25 protein-coding genes are annotated in these 22176 nt (G+C 67.6%); 3 read left to right on the top strand and 22 right to left on the bottom strand.

What is annotated here, in order from left to right; genetic code table 11:
• Positions 1 to 94: 94 nt before the first annotated feature.
• Positions 95 to 2128 carry a ComEC/Rec2 family competence protein gene (locus BFL28_RS11510; protein WP_241527301.1) on the top strand — a complete coding sequence of 678 codons (2034 nt, stop codon included), beginning with the start codon at positions 95 to 97 and terminating at the stop codon, positions 2126 to 2128.
• Here BFL28_RS11510 and BFL28_RS11505 read toward each other — a convergent pair.
• From BFL28_RS11505 to BFL28_RS11415, 20 genes are all read right to left on the bottom strand, one after another.
• On the bottom strand, positions 2092 to 2499 hold the full coding sequence (locus BFL28_RS11505) for a GFA family protein (protein WP_069320718.1): 408 nt from the start codon (positions 2497 to 2499) through the stop codon (positions 2092 to 2094). The two genes, BFL28_RS11510 and BFL28_RS11505, sit on opposite strands and share 37 nt — an antisense overlap.
• Before the next feature lie 67 nt (positions 2500 to 2566).
• Positions 2567 to 3253: a transcriptional repressor LexA gene (lexA, locus tag BFL28_RS11500; protein ID WP_069320717.1), complete on the bottom strand. Its 687-nt coding sequence runs from the start codon at positions 3251 to 3253 to the stop codon at positions 2567 to 2569.
• A 57-nt stretch (positions 3254 to 3310) separates the two neighbouring features.
• Complete coding sequence (locus BFL28_RS11495) at positions 3311 to 4495, bottom strand: molybdopterin molybdotransferase MoeA (RefSeq protein WP_069320716.1); 1185 nt, start codon at positions 4493 to 4495, stop codon at positions 3311 to 3313.
• 66 nt (positions 4496 to 4561) lie between these two features.
• Positions 4562 to 4693, bottom strand: a complete 132-nt coding sequence (locus tag BFL28_RS21705) for a hypothetical protein (RefSeq protein WP_277621004.1) — start codon at positions 4691 to 4693, stop codon at positions 4562 to 4564.
• A 175-nt stretch (positions 4694 to 4868) separates the two neighbouring features.
• Positions 4869 to 5462, bottom strand: coding sequence for a hypothetical protein (locus tag BFL28_RS11490; protein WP_069320715.1), 594 nt, complete (start codon positions 5460 to 5462; stop codon positions 4869 to 4871).
• 89 nt (positions 5463 to 5551) lie between these two features.
• Positions 5552 to 6499 carry a PilZ domain-containing protein gene (locus BFL28_RS11485; RefSeq protein ID WP_069320714.1) on the bottom strand — a complete coding sequence of 316 codons (948 nt, stop codon included), beginning with the start codon at positions 6497 to 6499 and terminating at the stop codon, positions 5552 to 5554.
• 136 nt (positions 6500 to 6635) lie between these two features.
• Positions 6636 to 7109, bottom strand: coding sequence for a cyclic pyranopterin monophosphate synthase MoaC (gene moaC / locus BFL28_RS11480; RefSeq protein WP_069320713.1), 474 nt, complete (start codon positions 7107 to 7109; stop codon positions 6636 to 6638).
• Entirely contained in the window at positions 7106 to 7891 is a 786-nt protein-coding gene (trpC, locus tag BFL28_RS11475; protein ID WP_069320712.1) for an indole-3-glycerol phosphate synthase TrpC, read from the bottom strand. The genes moaC and trpC overlap by 4 nt, the downstream gene beginning before the upstream one ends.
• Entirely contained in the window at positions 7888 to 8880 is a 993-nt protein-coding gene (gene trpD / locus BFL28_RS11470; protein ID WP_069320711.1) for an anthranilate phosphoribosyltransferase, read from the bottom strand. Before trpD ends, trpC begins: the two co-directional genes overlap by 4 nt.
• A complete protein-coding gene (locus BFL28_RS11465; RefSeq protein ID WP_069320710.1) occupies positions 8877 to 9461 on the bottom strand; it encodes an anthranilate synthase component II in 585 nt (194 codons plus the stop codon). Before BFL28_RS11465 ends, trpD begins: the two co-directional genes overlap by 4 nt.
• Positions 9462 to 9506: 45 nt before the next feature.
• Positions 9507 to 10442 (bottom strand): D-2-hydroxyacid dehydrogenase, encoded by a 936-nt coding sequence (locus tag BFL28_RS11460; protein WP_069320709.1) that lies wholly within the window; start codon positions 10440 to 10442, stop codon positions 9507 to 9509.
• A 138-nt stretch (positions 10443 to 10580) separates the two neighbouring features.
• Complete coding sequence (gene cysS / locus BFL28_RS11455; protein WP_079247092.1) at positions 10581 to 12008, bottom strand: cysteine--tRNA ligase; 1428 nt, start codon at positions 12006 to 12008, stop codon at positions 10581 to 10583.
• A gap of 79 nt (positions 12009 to 12087) precedes the next feature.
• Positions 12088 to 12315, bottom strand: coding sequence for a hypothetical protein (locus BFL28_RS11450; protein ID WP_069320707.1), 228 nt, complete (start codon positions 12313 to 12315; stop codon positions 12088 to 12090).
• Between the two features lie 59 nt (positions 12316 to 12374).
• Entirely contained in the window at positions 12375 to 13181 is an 807-nt protein-coding gene (locus BFL28_RS11445; protein ID WP_069320706.1) for a TrmH family RNA methyltransferase, read from the bottom strand.
• Complete coding sequence (locus BFL28_RS11440; RefSeq protein ID WP_069320705.1) at positions 13181 to 13453, bottom strand: HPr family phosphocarrier protein; 273 nt, start codon at positions 13451 to 13453, stop codon at positions 13181 to 13183. Before BFL28_RS11440 ends, BFL28_RS11445 begins: the two co-directional genes overlap by 1 nt.
• A complete protein-coding gene (locus BFL28_RS11435; RefSeq protein WP_069320704.1) occupies positions 13450 to 13857 on the bottom strand; it encodes a PTS sugar transporter subunit IIA in 408 nt (135 codons plus the stop codon). Before BFL28_RS11435 ends, BFL28_RS11440 begins: the two co-directional genes overlap by 4 nt.
• Positions 13858 to 13880: 23 nt before the next feature.
• Entirely contained in the window at positions 13881 to 14810 is a 930-nt protein-coding gene (gene rapZ, locus BFL28_RS11430) for an RNase adapter RapZ (protein WP_069320703.1), read from the bottom strand.
• Positions 14807 to 15241 (bottom strand): HPr kinase/phosphorylase, encoded by a 435-nt coding sequence (locus BFL28_RS11425; RefSeq protein ID WP_069320702.1) that lies wholly within the window; start codon positions 15239 to 15241, stop codon positions 14807 to 14809. Before BFL28_RS11425 ends, rapZ begins: the two co-directional genes overlap by 4 nt.
• A gap of 8 nt (positions 15242 to 15249) precedes the next feature.
• Positions 15250 to 16860, bottom strand: coding sequence for a sensor histidine kinase (locus BFL28_RS11420; RefSeq protein WP_079247088.1), 1611 nt, complete (start codon positions 16858 to 16860; stop codon positions 15250 to 15252).
• Positions 16829 to 17545 carry a response regulator transcription factor gene (locus tag BFL28_RS11415; protein ID WP_069320701.1) on the bottom strand — a complete coding sequence of 239 codons (717 nt, stop codon included), beginning with the start codon at positions 17543 to 17545 and terminating at the stop codon, positions 16829 to 16831. The genes BFL28_RS11420 and BFL28_RS11415 overlap by 32 nt, the downstream gene beginning before the upstream one ends.
• A 235-nt stretch (positions 17546 to 17780) precedes the next feature.
• Here BFL28_RS11415 and BFL28_RS11410 point away from each other — a divergent pair, with 235 nt between their 5' ends.
• Positions 17781 to 19397, top strand: coding sequence for a phosphoenolpyruvate carboxykinase (locus BFL28_RS11410; protein ID WP_069320700.1), 1617 nt, complete (start codon positions 17781 to 17783; stop codon positions 19395 to 19397).
• Positions 19398 to 19447: 50 nt separating this feature from the next.
• Here BFL28_RS11410 and BFL28_RS11405 read toward each other — a convergent pair whose 3' ends face one another.
• A complete protein-coding gene (locus tag BFL28_RS11405; protein WP_131818634.1) occupies positions 19448 to 19795 on the bottom strand; it encodes a hypothetical protein in 348 nt (115 codons plus the stop codon).
• Positions 19796 to 19807: 12 nt separating this feature from the next.
• Here BFL28_RS11405 and BFL28_RS21130 point away from each other — a divergent pair, with 12 nt between their 5' ends.
• Positions 19808 to 20005 (top strand): hypothetical protein, encoded by a 198-nt coding sequence (locus BFL28_RS21130; protein WP_173655731.1) that lies wholly within the window; start codon positions 19808 to 19810, stop codon positions 20003 to 20005.
• Between the two features lie 195 nt (positions 20006 to 20200).
• Here the strand turns inward: BFL28_RS21130 and BFL28_RS11400 are convergent, their stop codons facing one another.
• Complete coding sequence (locus BFL28_RS11400) at positions 20201 to 22021, bottom strand: DUF885 domain-containing protein (protein ID WP_069320698.1); 1821 nt, start codon at positions 22019 to 22021, stop codon at positions 20201 to 20203.
• Positions 22022 to 22176 lie beyond the last annotated feature (155 nt).

Genomic DNA, 22176 nt, shown 5'->3' with positions numbered 1-22176 from the left:
GCGTCCGCATGACCCGCTGCGGACCACATGGACGTGGCGCCTGGAGCGCTGGTTCGAGGAGGAACGTGGCCAGCTCGTGCTATGGATCCCAGTCATGCTGGGCGCCGGGATCGCGTGCTGGTTCGTGCTGCCCGACGTGCCGCGCTGGAGCGCGCTCATCCTGTCCGCTCTTGCCGTGGCGGCGACCGGCATGGCGCTGGATCAGGGCGGACGCGTCGCGCGCGCTGTTTCCGTGGCTGCGCTGCTCGTGGCATTTGGCTGTGCGTTGAGCTGGTGGCGGGCAGAGCGCGTCGCGGCGCCCGTGCTGAAGCGGCCGGCGGTCGTGTCATTTCAGGCGGTCGTCGAGCGCGTCGAGCCGCAACCCGCTCGCCAGATGGTGCGACTGCGCCTGCGGCCCGACGCGGCCGCTGGCTTGCCTCCTGTTGTGCGAGTGAATTTCGCGAGTGCGGTGGTGCCGTCCGGCTTGACCCCGGGCGCCATTATTCGGTTGCGCGCCCGGTTGATGCCGCCGGCATCCCCGGCCGTCCCCGGCGCTTACGATTTCGAGCGCGTTGCCTGGTTCGACGGGTTGGGCGCGAGCGGGCGGGGGTTTGCGCCGATCGAACTGGTCGCGCCCGGTCCGCCGAGTGGTGGCGTACGGAACCGTCTGACGGCGCACATCCAGTCCAGCCTTGCCGGCAGCGCGGGGGGTGTCGCCGCGGCGCTTGTCACGGGCGACCGTGGCGCCATCAGTGAAGCCGACGCGGAGGCGCTGCGCCGCTCGGGGCTGGCGCATCTCCTGTCGGTCAGCGGTCTGCATGTGACGGCGGTGGTCGGCGCGACGATGTTGATCGTGCTGCGCTTGCTGGCGCTCAGCCCCACCTTGGCGCTGCGCTGGCCATTGCCTGTCATCGCCGCCGGAGCGGCCGGGGTGACGGCAGTCGGCTATACCTTGCTGACTGGCGCGGAGGTTCCCACGGTGCGGTCGTGCATCGCGGCGCTAATGGTGCTGGCCGCAATGATGCTGGGGCGGCAGGCCATCACGCTGCGACTGGTGGCGTTCGGGGCGATGGTGGTCCTGCTGCTCTGGCCCGAGGCGCTCGCCGGGCCAAGCTTTCAGATGAGCTTTGCCGCCGTCACCGCGATCGTGGCGCTCCACGAGAGCGACAGGGTCCGCGGCTGGTTCGAACGGCGAGAGGAAGGCTGGGGCTTGCGACTGCTGCGCGGCGTCGCCTCACTGCTTCTCACGGGCCTTGTCGTCGAGTTGGCGCTGAGCCCGATCGCGCTGTTCCACTTCCATAAATCGGGCATCTACGGGGCGCTCGCGAACATCGTGGCGATCCCGCTCACCACCTTCGTCATCATGCCGCTGGAGGCCGCGGCGCTGCTGTTCGATACGACGGGGCTCGGTGCGCCGTTCTGGTGGATGGCGGGGCAGGCGCTCGGCTTGCTGCTGGCGATCGCTCATGCGGCCGCCGATGCGCCGGGCGCGCTGGCCATGCTGCCGGCCATGCCCGGCGGCGCGTTCGCGCTGATGGTGGGCGGCGGACTGTGGCTGGCGCTTTGGCGGACCAGGGTGCGGCTAGCCGGACTGGTTCCGGCGGCGATCGGCACGGCGTGGGCAGTGGCGACGCCGGCGCCCGACCTGCTGGTGACGGGCGACGGGCGGCACCTTGCGCTGCGGATGGCGGACGGTCGCCTGGCGCTGCTGCGCGACCGCGCGGGCGATTATGTGCGCGACATGCTCGCCGAAAGCGGTGGGGTGGACGCCGAGCTGCCGGCGCTGGCCGAACAGGATGCCGCGCGATGTTCGGCGGACATGTGCGTGGCCGAGATCGATAGGGGCGGTCGGCGCTGGCGCATCGCGGCGACGCGCAGCGGCTATATGCTGCCGTGGACGGAGGTGATCGCGCTGTGCCGTTCAGTCGACATCATCGTGGCCGACCGCCGCCTTCCGCCGGGCTGCGCGCCGCGCTGGCTGAAGCTGGACCGCCCCACGCTGGCGCGGACCGGCGGGGTGGCGATCGCGCTGGGTGGTGCAATCCGAACGGTGCGACGGCCGGGGGCGCAGCACCCCTGGCTTGCCCCGACGCAAGTCATGCCGCCGCGACCTCAGGGTCCTGGAAAGCGGTCGAACACCGGCAGTTGATGCGCCTCACGCATCCAGTCGACCCGCTCGGCGACCTGGATGTGCGCGACCGCGGGGATCGCCATCGGATCATCGAGCGTCGCAGCCTGGATGTCGACCAGTCCGGGCAGGTTCTGCTGGTTGCGATAGAACAGTCCGCTGCCGCAGGTCGGGCAGAACCAGCGGCGGCCATGGTCGGACGAGGCATATTCGCGCGCCTGCCCCTGCAGGACGGTCAGCGCATCTTCCGGAAACATCGCCCAGCCGACCAGCGGCGCACCCGCCGCGCGGCGGCAATCCGAGCAATGGCAGAGCGCCTGCCCGCCATGCAGCGGTTCGCCCTGCAATTCGTAGCGGATCTCGCCGCAATGACAGCCGCCGGTCAGGCTCATGCTTCTTCCCCCAACATGACAAAGGTCGCTCACAGCGGCCCCGCTGCCGGCCGCCGGCCGCAGGCGATCAGTAGCGGCGCAGCAGGCCGGCAAGCTTGCCCTGGACGCGGACCTGATCCGGGCGATAGCGCTGCGGATCATAGGCGCGATTGGCCGGATCGAGCCGGACCATCGACCCTTCGTTCCGGAAATATTTGAGCGTCGCCTCCGCATCCTCGATCAGCGCGACGACGATCTCGCCATCGCGAGCCGTTTCCTGGCGGCGGATCAGCGCATAGTCGCCGTCGAAAATGCCGGCCTCGACCATGGAATCGCCTGCAACTTCAAGGGCATAGTGCTCACCCGAGCCGAGCAGCGCGGCGGGGACCGGCAGCATCGTCGATCCTTCCAGCGCCTCGATCGGCACACCGGCGGCGATCCGGCCGTGGAGCGGGATTTCGATCACGTCGTTCGCCGGCTGCGGCGCCGCAGTCGCTGGCGCGCGCTTCAACTCGACGACATTGCCCTTGGCAGCGGAGGCTGGCTTCTTCGTCTCGCCACGCTCGGGCATCCTGATGACTTCGAGCGCCCGCGCGCGGTTGGCGAGGCGGCGGAGGAAGCCGCGCTCCTCGAGCGCCGAGATCAGCCGGTGAACGCCCGACTTGGACTTGAGGTCGAGCGCCTCCTTCATCTCCTCGAACGAGGGCGATACGCCGGTATCGTTCAAGCGATCGGCGATGAAGCAGATCAGCTCATGCTGCTTCTTCGTAAGCATCGGACGTCCTCCATCCAGAACAGACGCGGAACGTTTACGGCTTGTTCTCTCATGCTGTCAAGCGATCTGTAGGATTTCCACCGAGTCGCCGCGCGCAGCGTGCGGCGCGTGCGGCGGTCGCACGATCAGGCAGTCGGCGCGTGCGAGCGTGCGCAGCATCGAGCTGTCCTGGATCGCCGCCGCAGCCACGCCGTCGCCGCGCCGCGCCGCCCGGACATAATCGGCCCGCGCGCCGTTGGCCGGCAGCGGTTCGGCTAACACGGCAAGATCGGTGCGCGGGAAGGGATCGGATGCGCCCGAGCGATGCGCGATCAGCGGCTTCACGAACAACAGGGCGGTGACGAACGCTGAGACCGGATTGCCGGGGAGGCCGACGACGACCGTGTCGCGCATCCGGCCTGCCATCATCGGCTTGCCCGGGCGAAGTGCGATCCGCCAGAAGTCGATGGTGGCGCCCGCCGCCTCGAGCGCGGGCCGGACGAGGTCGTGGTCGCCGACCGAGGCGCCGCCGGTGGTGACGAGAATGTCGGCATCGATGGCGGCAAAGGCGTCGGTAAGCACGTCCAGCCGATCGGGCAGGATGCCGAGATCGACAAGCTCGACCGGCAGATCGGCGAGCAGCGCGGCAAGCATCGCGCCATTGCTTTCGGGTAGTTCGCCCGGAGCCGGCGGGTCGCCGGCAGCGCGCAGTTCGTCCCCTGTCGCGACGATGGCGATGCGCACGCGGCGGCGCACCGGCAGCGTGGCATGGCCCGCGATTGCGGCGAGCGCCAGCCGCGCGGGCGTGATGCGCTCACCCGCTTCGATCAGCGTGTCGCCGGCGTAGAAGTCGAGGCCTGCCGCACGGACATTGCCGCCGATCCCGGCCGGACCATCGCCCGCCAAGGCCAGCGTTGCGCCGTCGCGCGCTGTTTCCTCCTGCACCAGCACGCAATCCGCGCCGGGGGGCAGCGCGGCGCCCGTGAAGATCCGCGCCGCCTGCCCCGCGCCGATCGTGCCGGCGAAGGGGCGCCCCGCCGCGCTTTCGCCGATAACCGTCCAGGGGCCGGGCAAGTCGGCAAGGCGGATCGCATAGCCATCCATCGCCGAGAGCGGCAGTTCGGGCTGGGTGCGCAGTGCGGTCACCGATGCGGCGGCCCAGCGGCCGGCGGCGTCGCGCAGCGCAACGTCCTCGACCGGCAGCGGCGGGGCGAGCGCCAGAAGGCGGGATTGCGCATCGGCAACGGGGAGGAGGGCTGGCATGTGGCAGCCTTAGCGCGGCACGGCGGCACGGGCGAGGCGCGATCCGCGCCGCCCCAACTGGCTTCTTCAGCCGGGCGCTGCGCCGGAATGGTGAAGCTGCGTCACGCGTCGGTAATGCGCCTGCCGGGCCGCCATGGACGACGCCTGTCGCGCGAGCGCGCGCATCTCCATCTCGCGCTTGCGCTCAAGTTCGTTCATCGTTGGTCCCGCTCATGCCGGCAAGAACTCGGTGCCCGGTCCATGGGTCCCGACGCGGCGCGAATTTGGCACGGGAACATGGGGGTAAGTGGCCGAAGGCGAAGCGCGGCCGTCGCGCAGGACAGCCGGGCGCGCGAGGTGCCGTTCCCGCGATGCGGTGCCGCAGCCGGTAATCTCAAGGTCCGATAGGTCGGAAGAGATTGAAGTAGCTCGTCGTCGCAAAGAGTATCGCCAGCGCGAGCGCCTGATACCACACCGCCCGGATCCGCATCGCACAGGCGGCCAGGACGACGCAGAGAAAGACCAACCCGATCGCGCCGAGCGCGTCGGCACGCGTCAGCGCGCCCACGCCGCCCGCCAGCGCCGCCAGGGTGCCGCCAGCCCAGTTATAGGCCAGGCCGATCGTCAGCAGCCCCCATCGGTGCCGCAGCGACGACATGTAATAGTCCCTGAGGTCGAGACCTTCAGCCGGAACGTCATCCGGAAGCGCCGATGCGACCATCAGGAAGGACAGCGCCAGAAACAGGAAATTGCCGAGAAACTGGGCAATGGTCAGGCTGGTGCCCGGGGGCGGAAATTCGAACTGCCACCACCAGAATACGATCAGCGAGAACAGCATGTAGGCGGCATAGAGCAGCGTGAGCCAGTCCCACTTCACCCGTCGGCCCGCTCTCAACAGCTTGTGGAAGCTGGTCAGCAGATCCGCCACGCCCAGGCCGATCAGCACGCCGACAAAGCCAAGCACGAATTCGTTCAGCGACATGCCCATTCCCCCCGGATCGCAATCGAGGGAAATCGTCGCATTTGCAAGCGCATGGGCGATGGAATCAGGGCGGCCCCGTGCCCGGAATCCTGACCCTAGCGCCCGCGCACCGCTTCGCTCAGCCGGCCCATTTCGTGCGGCCGTAGCGGCACGCGGAATTCGGCGACGTGGCGCGCGCCGTGCGACTCGATCACGCGGATCGGCCAGCCGCCGATTTCGGGCAGCGAAAGCCAGAGCGAGGAACGCGGCGCGAATTCCATCGCGCTTTCGAACTCGACCAGCGCGTTGCTGAGTCCCGACAGCTTCGCGTTCCACCAGCTGACACCCGAACGAACATGCGTCGGCAGGTCGAGGCGCAGCGCGTCCTTGACCGCACTCAGCGCGGAGGGTGGCGCGTCGAAGCCGGTCTGGGGCGCGCTGGCGGCCGGCACATTGGTTGCGTGGCGGCGCAGCCAGGGCATCAGCGTCTGCCAGCCCAGCGCCTCGGCAAAGGCGATGCCGACCTGGCCGCGCTCGGTCCAGCGCACTTCGCCCGCCATCGGGCGCAGACCGTCCAGCGTCAGTTCGACCACCTCGCCGACCTGAAGCGGCGCGCGCATCTCAAGGCCCACGCCAGCCGGCGAAAGGTTGCGGGTCCAGGCAAAATCGGTGCCGCCCGCGCGACGCACGCACACGCGCTGGCGCAGCTCGATTCGCGGCATCTGCCGCCGCTCGGCCGGAAGCGCGGCAAGGCAGCGGGCGAGTGCGCCCACGACGTCGAGCGGCTGGTCGAAACGAAAGGCGAGCGCGGCCGGATCTTCGCCGTCGATCCAGCCTTCCGCGACGAGACCGAAGGGCAATTCGATCTTGCCGCGTTCGCCATGGGTGGTCGGGCCGGTCACGGTAAGGCTGAGGCCGCCCGCAGTGATGCGATGCACGAAACAGTCACGGGGTCCGTCGACACCCATCAGGGTGGCACGCGCGGAATCGTCGGTCCTGGCTGGGGCGGTGGCGTCGAGTTCAGAGTGCAGCGAAAAGATCGCCGAACGCGCATAATCAGTCATGTGGACCCCGAGATGGAGCGGCGATAATCGCGGTCCACGCGTCAACAATCGTTGATCTTCTATGGCTTAGCAGATGTTAACCGTCAGGTGCGGCCCGCATCCGGCAACGGTACGGCACCGTGACGATCGTGCGCCGTCAACCGGCCGCGGTCCAGTCGCCCGATTTGCCGCCGGTCTTGGCGAGCAGGCGGATACCGCCGATGGTCATCGCCTTGTCCAGCGCCTTGGCCATGTCATAGACCGTGAGCAGCGCGGCCGAGACGGCGGTCAGCGCCTCCATCTCGACTCCGGTGCGGCCGTTCAGCGCGACCGTGGCGGTGGCGGTGACCCCGGTCGCGTCGGGGACAAGGTCGACGCTCACCTTGCTGATCGCCAGCGGGTGACACAGCGGGATGAGGTCGCTGGTCCGCTTTGCCGCCATGATGCCGGCGATGCGCGCAGTGGCGAGCACGTCGCCCTTCTTGACCATGCCCTGCGCAATCGAGGTCGCGGCCTCGCGGCTCATGTCGATGCGGCCCGTGGCAGTCGCCTCGCGCCGAGTCTCCACCTTGCCGCCGACATCGACCATGCGCGCCGCGCCGGTTTCGTCGAGATGGGTGAGACCGGTCATCCGATCATCGCCCGCGTTGCGGCCTCGACATCGGGCTGGCGCATCAGGCTCTCGCCGATCAGGAAGCAGCGCACGCCATGGTCGGCCATCGCGTCGAGGTCGGCGCGGGTGGAGAGGCCCGATTCGGCGACGAAGGTGCAGCCTTCGGGGGCGCGGCCGACCAGTTCGTAGGTGCGGTCGAACGAGACCGTAAAGTCCTTGAGATTACGGTTGTTGACGCCGATCAGTCGAGACTTGAGCGTCAGTGCGCGGTCGAGCTCGGCCTCGTCATGCACTTCGACCAGCACATCCATGCCCAGCGTCAGCGCGGCGTCCTCAATCTCGGCCATCTGCCCGTCCTCAAGCGCGGCGACGATGATGAGGATCGCGTCGGCGCCGATGCTGCGCGCCTCGATCGCCTGCCACGGGTCGATCATAAAATCCTTGCGGATCACGGGCAGCTTGCACGCGGCGCGAGCGGCGACGAGATAATCCTCATGCCCCTGAAAATAGGGCGCATCGGTCAGCACCGAGAGGCAGGCCGCGCCGCCGGCCTGATAGGCGCGGGCATGGGCTGGGGGATCGAAGTCCGGGCGGATCAGCCCCTTTGACGGGGACGCCTTCTTGATCTCGGCAATGAGGCCGTAGCCGCTCGCGGCCTTGGCATCGAGGGCGGCGCGAAAGCCGCGTGGCGGCGTCTGCGCCAGCGCGCGTGCGTGCAGGTCGGACAAGGGCGTCGCGGCCTTGCGCGCGGCGACTTCCTCCGCCTTGGTGGCGAGGATCCGGTCGAGGACGTTGCTCATGCCGCGATCCAGCAGTCGAGCAGCGCGTTGGCAAGCCCCTTGTCGATCGTCTCGGCGGCTTCCTCCGCGCCCTCGCGCAGGTCGTGCGCCTCGCCCGCGACGACCAGTGCGGCGGCGGCGTTGAGCAACACGGCGTCGCGATAGGCGGAGCGCTCGCCCAACAGGAGGCGGCGGAGCGCGGCGGCATTCTCGGCCGGGCCGCCGCCACGCAGCGCGCTCAATGGGTGGCGGGGCAGGCCGGCATCCTCGGGCGTGATGCGCGCGGGCAAATGCACGTCGCCGATGCTGACCGCGATGCTGCCGCCTTCGGGCGAGAGTTCGTCCAGCCCCTCGTCCCCGGCGACCACCGCTGCGCCCGACGAGCCGAGCTGCTCAAGCGCCTGCGCATAGATGGGCGCATAATCGGGGCGGGCGATGCCGATCAGCTGGCGCGTGACGCCGGCCGGGTTGGCGAGCGGGCCCATCAGGTTGAAGACCGTGCGGCGGCCGATGCGCCGGCGCAAGGGAGCGATGCGCGCCATCGCCGGATGGTGCTTCGCCGCGAAGAGAAACGCGATGCCGATCTCGTTCAGATGGCTTTCGGCATTGAGCGCGGCACGGTCGAGGTCGAGGCCAAGCGCTTCGAGCGTGTCGGCGGCACCGGCCTTGGACGAGGCGGCGCGGTTGCCGTGCTTGGCGACCGGCACGCCCGAGGCGGCGACGACAAGGGCGACGGCGGTCGAGACGTTGAGCGTATGCTGCCCGTCCCCGCCGGTGCCGCAGACGTCGATGGCGTTCGCGGGCGCGCCGACCGGAATGACTCGCTGGCGCATCGCGCGCGCGGCTTCGGCGATCTCGATGCTGGTCTCGCCGCGTTCGGACAGCGCGATCAGGAAGCGCTCGACTTCTTCCTCGCGCGCGGTGCCGTCGAGGATGTCGTCAAAGGCCTGCGCCGCGGTCTCGCGCGCGAGCGGGGTCGACGGGTCGGGAAGCAGGGTGAAAACGCTCACGCCAGCGCCTTCGCCGGCAAACCCGAAAGCTTCAGGAAATTGGCGAGCATGTCGTGGCCGTGCTCGGTCGCGATACTCTCGGGATGGAATTGCACGCTGTGGATCGGCAGCGTGGCGTGGCGAAAGGCCATGACGCTGCCATCGTCGGACGTGGCGTTGACCACCAGCGATTCCGGAATGTCGGTCACGATCAGCGAGTGGTAGCGCGTCGCGGTGAAGGGAGAAGGCAGCCCCTCGAACAGCCCGGTGCCGTCATGGGTGACCGGACTGGTCTTGCCGTGCATCAGCCCGCCGCGAATGACCTTACCCCCGAAATGCTGGCCGATCGACTGATGGCCCAGGCAAACGCCAAGCAGCGGCTTGCCCGCATCGGCGCAGGCGGCGACCAGGTCGAGGCTGATGCCCGCTTCGTTGGGCGTGCAGGGGCCGGGCGAGAGCAGGAAGGCCTGCGCGTTGCTGGCCAGCGCCTCGGCCGCAGTCAGCGCGTCGTTGCGCACCACCTTCACCTCCGCGCCCAGTTCCATCAGATAATGGACGAGGTTCCAGGTGAAGCTGTCGTAATTGTCGATGACCAGGATCATGGCCTGCGCTTAGCGGTTGCGCAGGCGTGCGCCAAACAAGTTCGACTAATAGCCCGCGTCGAGATCGACCACATTCCGGAGCGGACGGCCGGCCACGAAGGCATTGGCATTCTCGACGAACAGGTCGGCGGCGCGTTCGAACATCCGGCGAGTCGAGCGGCCCGACAAGTGCATCGAATGGATCGTGTTGGGCGCGGTCCAGAGCGGGTGATCGCCCGGCAGCGGTTCGGGGTCGGTGACGTCGAGGAAGGCGCCGCCGATGCGTCGTGCCGCCAGCGCCGCGATCAATGCGGGTTGGTCCACCACGTCGCCGCGCGCGATGTTGATGAGCCATGCGCCAGGCTTCATCGCGGCAAGCTCGGCAGCGCCGATCATCGCGTGAGTTTCTCGCGTCGAGGGGGCGGCAAGAATCAGCCAGTCGAACTCGCCGATCCGTGTCCGCCACTGGTCCGGGGTCAACGTGCCGTCGCGGCCAGAGCGGGTGACACCCGTGACCGCGACGCCGAACGGAGCAAGCCGCTCCGCGATCATCCGCCCGATCGTGCCAAATCCGACGATCAACGCGCGGGTTTCGTGAAGCTCGCTCGTTCCCGGCGGCGCAGTTGGCCATTCGCGCGCATCGGCGGTGCGCACCACCTGATCGAAGCGTTTGGCCGCGGCGAGCATACCTAGCACTGCATATTCGGCGACGGGAATGGCGTTGATCCCGATGCCGTTGGTGAGGACGGTCCCGCGCTGCCGCAGCAAGTCGATGTCGAACGCGTCGATCCCGGCATAGACGGTGGACAGCCATTTCAGCCGCGCGCCCTCCGCCGCGATCGCACGCGTCCATTGCGGCCGGTTCATGTCGGCCCAGGCGATGTCGGCATCGGCGATCATCGCCTGAGCCGTGTCCCGGTCCGTGAACCAGTGGCAGTCGAGCGTGGCCGGCAGCCGCGCTTCGATCAACGGCCGGGCGAGCATGGGAAGAACAGCCTTCATCCCGCGACTTCTAAAGCGATTGTGACGTCGGCGTACATAGTTGAACGCACGATGGATCAATCCGCCTTTGGCTTCTTCCCCGCCATGACGACATGCCCAAGGCGGCGATGGGGCGACGCGAGCGTGGTGCGCGAACGCCTAAATCTCGACCTTCCAGTCCCACCCCAGCGGATCGCCGTCCATGACCTCGACCCCGGCGCCGAGCAGTTCGTCGCGGATCGCGTCGGAGCGGGCGAAGTCCTTGGCCGCCCGGGCTTCCTTGCGCTGGGCCAGGCGAGCTTCGATCTCGGCGTCGGTGACCTGAGCGTCGGCAGGCCGCACGCGCAAATCCGCGCGGGTGAGGGCCGCGAGATTCAGCCCGAGCACGGCGTCAAACTGTTCGAGCGTCGCCAGCCGCGCCTCGCGCGCCAGCTGCTTGTCGGCGAGTAGCTCCTCGAGCACCGGCAGCGCCCTTGGCGTATTGAGGTCCTCGCTGACCGCCGCGTCCAGCCGCTCTAGATAGCTGCTTGCATCGGTCTTTCCCTTGCCCTCGGCCGTGCGGAATTTCTCGGCCGCCAGCACCAGCCGGCGCAGGCGCACCAGCGCGGCGAGCAGATTGTCGCCGCTGAACTCAAGCTCGCTGCGATAATGCGCGGAAAGGCACATCAGGCGATAGGCGAGGGGATGGACGCCCTTCGCCACCAGCGCGTCGAGCGTGGCGATGCCGCCCTTCGACTTCGACATCTTGCCGCCGCGATCGACAAGGAAGTTGTTGTGCATCCAGATCCGCGCGCCTGAATCAGCACAATTGCAGTGCGCCTGGTTCTGCGCGATCTCGTTCACATGGTGGATTTCGCGGTGGTCGATGCCGCCGGTGTGGATGTCGAAGGGCAGGCCGAGCAGTTGCGCGCTCATCACCGAGCATTCGAGATGCCAGCCCGGCGCGCCGCGGCCCCAGGGCGAATCCCACTCCATCTGCCGCGTCTCGCCCGGCGGGGTGTTGCGCCAGATCGCAAAGTCCTGGGGATGACGCTTGCCCACGACGCTTTCGATGCGGCCTTCGCCGGCATCGTCCTGCCCGCCCGACAGCTTGCCGTAATCGGGCACGGTGGTGCTGTCGAAATAGAGGCCGCTGTCGAGCGCGTAGCAATGCTGTTCGATGCCGCGCGCGAACTCGATCATCGCCGGCACGTAATCGGTCGCCAGCGGCATGTGATCGGGCATGGCGATGTTGAGGTCGGCAAGGTTGCGGCGGAACACGTCGGCATAGTGGCGCGAAATGTCCCAGGCCGATTGGCCGCGCGCCTTTGCCGCCTTCTCCATCTTGTCCTCACCCGCATCGGCGTCGGACGTCAGGTGGCCGACATCGGTGATGTTGATGACGTGAGTGAGCGGATAGCCCTTCCAGCGCAGCGTGCGGCTCAGCGTATCGGTGAAGACATAGGCGCGCAGATTGCCGAGATGCGGGTCGCTATAGACGGTCGGGCCGCAGGAATAGACGCGCGTGCCCCTGGCCAGATCGATGGGAGCGAACGGTTCGAGCGATCGCGTGAAGCTGTTGTAGAGGGTGAGGGAGGCGCCGGTCATCGCCGCGCCATAGCGGCAGTTTGATGGCTTCGCCATTGGTTCGGCTTGGCTCAACGCCAGCCGCGTCAGCGGCTCGAGCTTACGCGGCCAGCGGCTTCGACCGCTCGCTGACGCTGAACAGGCCGGGGCCGAAGCTGCCGCCATGGTTGATCGGCAGGGCGGTGGCGCAAAAGGCGCATTCGGCGGTCATGCGCCCGATCGACCAGTGCGACTGGCCGCAGCCGGGGCAGACATTGTGTTCGCCCGGGCGGAAGGCGATGCGATAGCCGCTGTTGACGGGGTTGAAGGGCGTCGTGTCGTAGAACATCGGCTCGTCTCCAGACTCGCACTGTTCGACGCACGGAATCGAGGTTTGTTCCATGCTCCTCAGTCTGTGGGTCGAACCCGTTCGAGCACGGTATAGGCCATCACCGCGGTGGCGACCGCGGCGTTGAGGCTGTCGGCCTTGCCCAGCATCGGGATCTTCACCCGCACGTCGCACGCGGCGGCATAGGCGGGCGGTAGGCCCTGTGCCTCGTTGCCGGTGAGCAGGAATACCGGTGCGGCAAAATCGGGCGCGCGATAATCGACGGCCCCTTCCAGCGCCAGGCCGACCAGTTGACCCGGACCGGCGCGCAGCCAGCCATGGAAATCGTCCCACGCAGCGCGCGCGATGGGAATGGTGAACAGCGCGCCCATGCTGGCGCGCACCGCCTCGACGCTGAACGGATCGACGCATTCGTCGACCAGGATCAGCCCGCCCGCGCCGACCGCGTCGGCAGTGCGCAGGATCGTGCCGAGATTGCCCGGATCGCGCAGCCGTTCGGCGACCAGCCAGATCGGGGCGGCCGTGCGGTCGAGCCGGGCAAGGTCGGTCGCCAGCTCGCGATAGACGCCGACGACTGCGCCGGGATTGTCCTTGCCCGACAATTTGGAAAGGATGTCGTCGTCGGTGGCGATCACCTCGCCGCCCGCCGCTTCGGTTGCCGCGATCAGGGCCTTTGCCAGCGGATGGGTGTCGTTACCCCTGGCATAGAACAGATAGGCTGGCAGGTGCCCCGCCTCGCGCGCTTCGGTCAGGATGCGCAGCCCCTCGGCCAGGAACAGACCTTCGGCGCGGCGATGCTTCTTGTCGCGCAGCGACCGCATCCGCTTGATCAGCGGGTTGGAAAAGGCAGTGATCTCGCGGGGCATCAATCTTCCCCGAAACGGTCCTCGACCAGGTCGACCAGCTTCAGCACCGCTTCCTCCGCGCCCTCGCCGGCGGCGCTGATCGTGATCGTATCGCCCATCGCCGCGCCCAGCATCATCAGCCCCATGATCGAAGTGCCGGTGACGCAATTGCCGTCCTTCTCGACGGTCAGTTCGACCGGCTGCGAAGAGGCGAGGGTGACGAACTTGGCACTGGCGCGGGCGTGCAGGCCGCGGCGGTTGCCGATGAGGACGGTGCGGCTGACCTTGCTCAAGCGGCGGCCTCCCCCAGGACTTCGGATGCGACGGTGATGTATTTGCGGCCGGCTTCGCGCGCTGCGGCGACCGCCTCGGTCACCTTCATCGTCTTGCGCGCGCCGCCCAGGCGGATCAGCATCGGCAGGTTGATGCCCGCGATCACCTCGACCCGGCCCGCCTCCATCAGCGAGATGGCGAGGTTGGACGGGGTGCCGCCGAACAGGTCGGTCAGCACGATGACCCCGCGGCCGCCATCGACGTCCGCGATCGCCTTCGCGATGTCGGACCGGCGGCCCTCCATATCGTCGTCGGGGCCGATCGAGATGGTGGCGACTCGCTCCTGCCGTCCCACCACATGCTCCATCGCGACGACGAACTCCTCCGCGAGCCGCCCGTGCGTCACGAGTACCAGACCGATCATGCCAACGCTTGTCCCATGCGAATTCAGCTAGTGCGATGACTTGCGGCCGGCGAGCCTTCTAGCGAGTCCTGCGGCGCAGTCTGCAAGTCACGATGCGCCACCGTGGGCGAAAATCCTGCGTCGCGCAACCGCGCTGCGACCCGCTCGGCGACGTGAACCGACCGGTGTCTCCCGCCGGTACAGCCAAAGGCGATGGTGACATAAGCCTTGCCCTCCGCCCGATAGCGCGGGAGCAGCGTCAGCAGCAGATTCTCGATCTTGCCGACCGCTTCGGGATAGGCGGGGTCCGCCATCACGTAATCGGCGACCGGCTTGTCCTTGCCGGTACCCGGTCGCAGCGCGTCGACCCAGTGCGGGTTGCGCAGGAAGCGCATGTCGAACACCAGGTCGGCATCGTGCGGGATGCCGCGCGCAAAGCCGAACGACATGACCGAGAGCGTCGGTTCGCCAAGCCCGTCGAACGCGAACGTCGAACGGATCTGCTGCGCCAGCTCGTTACTGGACAGGCGCGTGGTGTCGATCAGCCGATTTGCCCAGCGGCGCAGCGGCTCGAGCAGCTCGCGCTCGCGCGCGATGCCCTGGCTGGCCGGACGGTCCTGCAACAGCGGGTGGCGGCGGCGGGTCTCGTTATAGCGCCGCTCGAGCTCCGCGCCGGAACAATCGAGATAGAGCGTGCCAAGGTCGTAGCCGCGCTCGTCGCGCAGCTTCTTGATGCGCCGCACGATGCTGTCCGCGTCGAACCCGCGCGTGCGCGTGCCGATACCGATGGCGAGCGGACGATCGTCGCCATCCTGCCCCTCGGGCGGATCGGTGTCGAGCAGGCGGTTGAGCAGGAGCAGCGGCAGATTGTCGACCACTTCCCAGCCCAGATCCTCAAGCGTGCGCAGCACGGTCGACTTGCCCGCGCCCGACATGCCGGTGACCAGCAGGATCTGCTTCGCGCGCTTGCTCATGGCGCCGGTGCCAGATGCTTGAGCGCCAGTTCGACCTTCATCGGGGCCGAGGGTTCGAGCGCGGCCAGCGCCACCTGCGGCACGTCGACGCCGGCGATGCGGCGCACGCGGGGGCCGTCGGGGAACCGCGGCGGCGCTTCGAGGATGGTGACGATCAGTGCCAGCGGCGCGCGTTCGAGATGCGGCAGTTCGATAAGGCCGATGCCGCGCACCTCGATCTTGCCCGCAATGGTCGCCGGTGCGGCGCCGTACAGCGACCCGGCAGTGCGGGTGCAGATGATATAGTCGTCGGACACCAGCACCGCGCCGCGATCGATCAGCCGCAGCGCAAGGTCGGACTTGCCCTCGCCCGATCGCCCTTCGATCAGCACGCCGCGCCCGTCGATCGCGACGCATGAGGCATGCAGCGTTTCGGATGACAATATCGCCACGTTTCCCCTCAGCGTTGAACCAGTGGCAGGCGGACCACGAAGCGCGCGCCGCGCATCCTGTCTTCCCGCGATTCGACCCCGATCGACCCCTGATGGCCTTCGACGATGGTGCGCGCGATGGCAAGCCCCAGCCCGGAATGCTGGCCGAACGCTTCCCCATCGGGCCGCACCGAATGGAAGCGGCGGAAGATCGCTTCGCGCGCGTCCTCCGGCACGCCGGGGCCTTCGTCCTCCACCCGCGCCTCGATCATCCCGTCGTCGATGCCGAGCGAGAGCGCGACCAGCCCGCCATCGGGTGAGAAGGAGATCGCGTTGTCGATCAGATTTTCGAACACCCGTTCCAGTCGCATGCCTTCGCCCATCACGTGCGGCAGAGGGCCGGGCGGCGGGTCGAAGCGCAGGCGGACGTCGCGCCCCAGCCCGCGCTGCGCCCGCTGGGCGACCAGCCCGTCGAGCATGGCGGTCAGGTCGATCGGCTCGAACTTGGCGCGCGAGAGCTGTGCCTCGACCCGCGATGCTTCGGAAATGTCGCTGATCAGCCGGTCTAGCCGGTGCACGTCCTCGCGCACCACGGCGAGCAATTGCGCCTGAAGATTGGGATCGCGCACGCTGGTCAGGCTGTCGACGGCGGAGCGCAGCGAGGCGAGCGGGTTCTTGAGCTCGTGCGCGAGGTCGGCGGCGAATGCCTCGGTCGCGTCGATGCGGGCGCGCAGCGCCTGGCTCATGTCCGACAGCGAGCGGGCGAGATGGCCGATCTCGTCGCGTCGCTCGGGCAGGCGCGGTACCACCACCTCGCGCGCGCGGCCGAGCCGGACGCGGACCGCCGCGCGCGCCAGGCGGCGCAGCGGACGAACGATGGTGCGCGCCAGGAACAGCGAGAGGAAGATCGAAAGCCCCAGCGTCACGGCCAGCACCACGCCCAGGCGGAACCGCTCGACCCGCACGAACTGGGTGATGGTGCGCGCGTTGACCGTGGTGAACACCGCGCCTTCGGGACCGAACGGCGCGGCGGCGGTGATCACCGGCGTGCGATCCGGCGCGCGCCAGACGCTGGCGACCGGCGTGCCCTTTTGGAACGCGGCCTGCAGGTCGGGCCAGTCGAGCCCCTTGTCCGGCGCGCGCTCGCGAAACTGCGGCGCACGATCGGCACCAGCGACCGTGTCGATGATCGCGTCGAGGAAGCGCGCCGCGCTCTGGTTCCAGGGGTCCTTGTCGGGATCGCGCAGCACGAAGTTGCGCAGGCCAAGCGCGCGCGTGTCGAAGGTCACGCGCCCGGCATGGTCATAGATGCGGATGCGCAGATTGGCGGCTTCCGCCATGCGCAGCATCAGCGCCGTGCGGTCCCTGGGCGGGGTCATCGCCGCCGCCTGTGCGATCAGCCCCGCCTCGCGCGCGGCCTGCATCGTGCGATTGTCGACGATGCGCGCGCGATAGCTGTCGAGATAGAAGAAGCCGCCCGCCAGCATGGCGAGCGCGAAGATGTTCACGGCCAGGATACGCGGCGTGAGGCTGACCCGTCCCGACCAGCGCAGCGACAGGTCGCGGTCCTCGGGCGGCATCGCCCGGTCGGGCTCGTCCGCGCCCTCGTTATTCTTCGGAGAAGCGATAGCCGGCGCCATAGAGCGTTTCGATGGCGTCGAACTGTGGGTCGACCTGCCGGAACTTGCGGCGCACGCGCTTGATGTGGCTGTCGATGGTGCGATCGTCGACATAGATGTCGTCCTGATACGCCGCATCCATCAGCTGGTTGCGCGTCTTGACGATGCCGGGGCGCTGCGCGAGCGTTTCCAGGATCAGGAATTCGGTGACGGTGAGCGTCACATTGTCGCCCTTCCACGTCACCTTGTGCCGCGCCGGGTCCATGCTCAGCTGCCCGCGCTCCAGCACCGGCTGCGGCGCCTCGGCCTCATCGCTTGCGGCATCGGGCGATGCGGCGACGGCTTCGGTCCGGCGCAGGATGGCGCGGATCCGCGCGATCAGCAGGCGCTGGCTGAAGGGTTTGGAGATGTAGTCGTCCGCCCCCATGGCAAGGCCCAGCGCCTCGTCCAGCTCGTCGTCCTTGCTGGTCAGGAAGATCACCGGGGTGGCCACCTTCTCGCGCAGGCGGCGCAGCAGCTCAAGCCCGTCCATGCGCGGCATCTTGATGTCCAGCACGGCAAGGTCGGGCGGGTTCTCGGTCAGTGCCTTCAACGCCGCCTCGCCGTCCGAATAGACGCGTGTCACGAACCCTTCGGTCTGCAAGGCGATCGAGACCGAAGTCAGGATGTTGCGGTCGTCATCGACCAGCGCAATCGTAGCGGCCATCGGCTGGGCCTAGCGCAAGCGACTCTGCGGCTCAACCCGCCATGGTTTATGTCCCGGGAACAGACAGCTCGCCTGAGTGCATGCCATGCCAGCGTTGGCAAGACGAGGATAAGACAAAGCATGTTGGTGACACCGGTTACCGGCATTGACGGTGTCGGCCTGCCCCGTAATCGCAGTTTCATTGATGAAAACATGCGAACTGCTGTCTTGCGCAGCAGCGACAAGGAGACGGGTTTTGACCGAGCGTACGCCGAAGATCGGCCTCGATACATTGGGCGTCGGCCCGGGCGCCACGGTTCACTGGAATCTGCAGACCGCGCAACTGGTCGAACATGCGCTGGCGCGTGGCGAGGGCAAGCTGGCCAAGGATGGACCGTTGGTCGTTCAGACCGGCAAGCACACCGGCCGCAGCGCCAAGGACAAGTTCATCGTCCGCGATGCCGAGACCGAGAACAGCGTCTGGTGGGGCAGCACGAACGTCGGCATGACGCCCGAGCATTTCGCCGCGCTGAAGGCCGATTTCCTCGCGCATCTCGACACCAAGGACACGCTATTCGTGCAGGATCTGTACGGCGGTTCGCAGCCCGAGCATCGCGTCAACGTGCGCGTGGTCAACGAATTCGCCTGGCACAGCCAGTTCATCCGCACGCTGCTGGTCCGCCCGGAAGCGGCTGAGCTTCAGGACTTCGCGCCGGAATATACGATTATCGACCTGCCGAGCTTCCGCGCCGATCCGGCCAGGCACGGCACGCGGTCCGAGACCGTGATCGCGGTCAATCTCGCCGAAAAGCTGATCCTGATCGGCGGCACCGCCTATGCCGGCGAGATGAAGAAGAGCGTGTTCGGCCTGCTCAACTATCTGCTGCCGGTAAAGGGCATCATGCCGATGCACTGTTCGGCCAATATTGGCCCGAACGGCGACACGGCCGTGTTCTTTGGCCTGTCCGGCACCGGCAAGACCACGCTGTCGGCCGATGCTTCGCGCACGCTGATCGGCGACGACGAGCACGGCTGGTCGGACACGGCAGTCTTCAACTTCGAAGGCGGCTGCTATGCCAAGATGATCAACCTCTCGGCCGAGGCTGAGCCGGAGATCTTCGCCACCACCAAGCGTTTCGGCACCGTGCTCGAAAACGTGGTGATGGACCCCGAAACGCGCGAGCTGGATTTCAACGACAGCTCGCTCGCCGAGAACAGCCGTGGTTCCTACCCGCTCGAGTTCATCCCGAACACTTCGAAGGATAATCTCGGCCCGGTTCCGCAGAACATCATCTTCCTGACCGCTGACGCCTATGGCGTGCTGCCTCCGATCGCAAAGCTGACGCCGGAACAGGCGATGTATCATTTCCTGTCGGGCTATACCGCGCGCGTCGCAGGGACCGAGATCGGCGTGACCGAGCCGTCGGCGACCTTCTCGACCTGTTTCGGCGCGCCGTTCATGCCGCGCCACCCGTCGGTCTATGGCAATCTGCTCAAGGAGCGGATTGCGAAGGGCGGGGTGGATTGCTGGCTGGTCAACACCGGCTGGAGCGGCGGCAAGGCGACCATGCCGGGGATCAAGCGCATGCCGATCAAGGTCACGCGCGCGCTGCTCAACGCCGCGCTCGACGGCAGCCTCAAGGATGCGCAGTTCCGCAAGGATCCCAACTTCGGCTTCATGGTGCCGGTGGCGGTTGGCGATATCGATCCCAACATGCTCGATCCGCGCGCGGCGTGGAGCAACAAGGCGGACTATGACGCGACGGCGGCAAAGCTGGTCGACGAGTTCGTCGCCAACTTCGCGCAGTTCGAAACCCATGTCGACGAAGGTGTGCGTCAGGCTGCGCCGCGCCCCGCGGTGGCGGCCGCCTGAGCGCGCGAGGGTCCGGCGTCACGCGCCGGACCCGTCCGCCACAACGCCGATCAGCCGAAGGCGCTGTCCTGCTGTGTCCGCACGGCCGGTTGCCAGTGCGGCGCCGGCTGCTTGAGCGTGCGATAATATTCACGTCCGCGCGGCGTGAGCGCGCATTCGATCGCGGTCGCGCGCTGCGGCGTGACGCTCAGCGCATCGCAGGCGATCAGACCCAGATCGCGCAACGTGTAGACAGCGAAGACGAAGCGTTCGATGGCTGTCGCATCGTGCTCGTGCTCGTCCTCGTCCGAGCAAGTCAACGTCCTGACGATCGGCCAGCCCGGACCAAGCATGCGAATGATCTCGACAGCCTTGTCCGTCAGAATGACAGGTAATTGTTCTGCCATCGCCCACTCCACTCAATACCGCGATTGATTCGCCTGGCGCTGCAAGCAAATGTCATCGACGCCGAAGTCGCCTTCGGCCTATTTGTTTACGAACCAAGATTGGCTATCCCCGCGGGGGTGCGCCGGAACTACATCGTCAACAAAATAAACTCACACGCAGACACGCGCCATATTCATGGTGCGCTGCATGATCTGGTCGCTCGGCCAGCCAGTCTCAAGTGAGACCTTGTGACCGAGATGCCATCCTGAACCGCCTTAGTTGAACGCTGCATGAAGCAGCGTCGCTATTGTGGCAGGTCCTGAAATCGAAACGACCGATTGTGCATCGCACCACTGTTTGGCGCGCTGCATCACAATCGTGACGGCCGCTCAACGTCAATGGTCTGAATCGGCCGGTATGATGAAGCGTTGCTGGCGTCAGACGCGACGATCGGCGATGTGGCGCTCGATGACATCGTCCAGCACCGTCAGCGGCACGTTGCCGCCCAGCACGACGGCATCGTTGAACGCGCGAAAGTCGTAGCGCGGGCCCAGCGCCGCCTGCGTCTTGCGGCGCAGCTGGTTGATGTGCGTGTGCCCCAGCTTGTAGCCGCACGCCTGACCCGGCCATGAGCAATAGCGGTCGACCTCGCCACTGACTTCCTCGACCGACGAACCGTTGGTTGTCGCGAACCATTCGACCGCCTGTTGCCGTGTCCAGCGCTTGGCATGCAGCCCGGTATCGACCACCAGGCGGCAGGCGCGGAAGGCAAGGCTCTGCAGGTAGCCCAGCCGCCCGATCGGATCGCTGTCATATGCGCCCAGCTCCGCGCCCAGCTGTTCGGCATAGAGCGCCCAGCCCTCGCTATAGGCGTTGAAGCCGAGCAGCGAGCGGATCAGCGGCAGCTTGAAGGTATATTCGCCCTGCCACGCGTGGCCGGGAATACCCTCGTGATAGGCCAGCGTCGCCAGGCTGTAGCGGGTGTGGAGGTGCGTGGTGCGCAGGTTCAGCCATACGCGTCCCGGCACGGTGCCGTCGATCGACCCCGCCCCGCCATAGGCACCGGGTGCGCCCGGCTCCTCGGCCAGCGGGAGCCGCTTCACCTCGACATTGCCCTTGACCAGCGTGTGGAAAGCGCGCGGCATCTTGGCGCGCATGTCTTGGATGGTCCGGGTCATATAGGCCAGGATCTCGCGGCGGCCGGCATCGTCGTCGGGATAGAGGAAGCGCGGATCCTTGCCGAGCGCGGTCATCCGCGCGCCGACGGTCCCCTTGGTGAACCCCTGTTTCCGCAGGATCGCGTTCATCTCGGCTTGCAGTTGCTTCAATTCTTCGCGGCCGGTGCGATGCACCTCGTCCGGCGTCATCGTGGTGGTGGTCGCGGCGCGAAGGGCCCAGGCGTAATAGGCGTCGCCATCGGGGAACTTCCACACCCCGGCATCGGGCGTCGCCGCGGCGCGATGGCGCTTCAGTTCGGCGATCTGGCGGTCGAGTGCCGGTGCGATCCGGCCCGCGGCGATCTTCGCGGCCGCGGCTGCCTGATCGCCCGTGACATTCGGCTTGCGTGAGAAATCCGTGAGCAGGTCCCATTTGCCGACGTCGCCGCCGCGCGTCAGCGCGATCTGCCCGAGCGTCTTGTCGAGCAGGAAGTCCGGCGCGACGACCTTTCGGTCATAAGCGATTTTGAGCCGTTCGGTCTCGCCGTCCAGCTGGTCGGCATAAGCCTCGAACCGCGCCAGCCAGCTCGTGGCGTCCGCCGCCGTCTCAATCTTGTGATCGCTGTCGAGGAAGCGCGGCGTGTCGAGATAGGCGCCGACATTCTGCACCACGGCATAGGGCGTGTTGCGCCAGCCGCCGACGGCAACGTCGCCATAGGGAAATGCAAAGCCATCCAGCGCGGTCTGGATCGCGGTGCGCACCGTCTGGACATTGGTGCGCATCACCGGGCTCAGTGTTTCGAGATCGATTGCGCCAAGTTCGGCCTGTCGCTTGCGCAGCCCCTCTGCCACGCGGGCAAGGCCGGCCGGGCTGCGATCCTGAAGCATCGAGCGCAGATGCGCGCGCTCGCCCTTGTCGATGCCAAGCGAGGTCGCCTGGTTGGGATCGTCGGTCAAAAGCTGTTCCGCCGTCGCCGCGAGCAACCGGTCGGCCGCGATATCGCCGGCGGCCGCCGCCTGACCGCGCGCGCAGGCGGGCAGGGCAGGCAGCGCCGTGATCGCGGCGGTCGAGGCAAGGAATTGGCGGCGGGTTGTGCGCATCCCTTTACACAACTGGCGGGGGCGGGGGAAAAGGGGGGGGGGGGTGGGGGGACCGGGGTGCGGCTGACGCCCAGCGGGTCCTACGCCACCGCCCGCCGCTTCGTCACCTTCGCCCGCCACTGACGCGCACGCCACCACATGATGATCCCGGTCAT

It is taken from the genome of Sphingomonas turrisvirgatae (assembly GCF_001721295.1).
GTDB classification, from domain to species: Bacteria; Pseudomonadota; Alphaproteobacteria; order Sphingomonadales; family Sphingomonadaceae; genus Sphingomonas; species Sphingomonas turrisvirgatae.
The sequence above is the reverse complement of the archived record's forward strand: the minus strand, read 5'-3'. Positions and strand labels throughout refer to the sequence as shown.

Coding starts and splice junctions, on each gene's coding strand:
- BFL28_RS11510 (WP_241527301.1), top strand. CDS start 95: ATGCTGGGCGCCGGGATCGCGTGCTGGTTCGTGCTGCCCGACGTGCCG.
- BFL28_RS11505 (WP_069320718.1), bottom strand. CDS start 2,499: ATGAGCCTGACCGGCGGCTGTCATTGCGGCGAGATCCGCTACGAATTG.
- lexA (WP_069320717.1), bottom strand. CDS start 3,253: ATGCTTACGAAGAAGCAGCATGAGCTGATCTGCTTCATCGCCGATCGC.
- BFL28_RS11495 (WP_069320716.1), bottom strand. CDS start 4,495: ATGCCAGCCCTCCTCCCCGTTGCCGATGCGCAATCCCGCCTTCTGGCG.
- BFL28_RS21705 (WP_277621004.1), bottom strand. CDS start 4,693: ATGAACGAACTTGAGCGCAAGCGCGAGATGGAGATGCGCGCGCTCGCG.
- BFL28_RS11490 (WP_069320715.1), bottom strand. CDS start 5,462: ATGGGCATGTCGCTGAACGAATTCGTGCTTGGCTTTGTCGGCGTGCTG.
- BFL28_RS11485 (WP_069320714.1), bottom strand. CDS start 6,499: ATGACTGATTATGCGCGTTCGGCGATCTTTTCGCTGCACTCTGAACTC.
- moaC (WP_069320713.1), bottom strand. CDS start 7,109: ATGACCGGTCTCACCCATCTCGACGAAACCGGCGCGGCGCGCATGGTC.
- trpC (WP_069320712.1), bottom strand. CDS start 7,891: ATGAGCAACGTCCTCGACCGGATCCTCGCCACCAAGGCGGAGGAAGTC.
- BFL28_RS11465 (WP_069320710.1), bottom strand. CDS start 9,461: ATGATCCTGGTCATCGACAATTACGACAGCTTCACCTGGAACCTCGTC.
- BFL28_RS11460 (WP_069320709.1), bottom strand. CDS start 10,442: ATGAAGGCTGTTCTTCCCATGCTCGCCCGGCCGTTGATCGAAGCGCGG.
- cysS (WP_079247092.1), bottom strand. CDS start 12,008: ATGACCGGCGCCTCCCTCACCCTCTACAACAGCTTCACGCGATCGCTC.
- BFL28_RS11450 (WP_069320707.1), bottom strand. CDS start 12,315: ATGTTCTACGACACGACGCCCTTCAACCCCGTCAACAGCGGCTATCGC.
- BFL28_RS11445 (WP_069320706.1), bottom strand. CDS start 13,181: ATGCCCCGCGAGATCACTGCCTTTTCCAACCCGCTGATCAAGCGGATG.
- BFL28_RS11435 (WP_069320704.1), bottom strand. CDS start 13,857: ATGATCGGTCTGGTACTCGTGACGCACGGGCGGCTCGCGGAGGAGTTC.
- rapZ (WP_069320703.1), bottom strand. CDS start 14,810: ATGAGCAAGCGCGCGAAGCAGATCCTGCTGGTCACCGGCATGTCGGGC.
- BFL28_RS11420 (WP_079247088.1), bottom strand. CDS start 16,860: ATGGCGCCGGCTATCGCTTCTCCGAAGAATAACGAGGGCGCGGACGAG.
- BFL28_RS11415 (WP_069320701.1), bottom strand. CDS start 17,545: ATGGCCGCTACGATTGCGCTGGTCGATGACGACCGCAACATCCTGACT.
- BFL28_RS11400 (WP_069320698.1), bottom strand. CDS start 22,021: ATGCGCACAACCCGCCGCCAATTCCTTGCCTCGACCGCCGCGATCACG.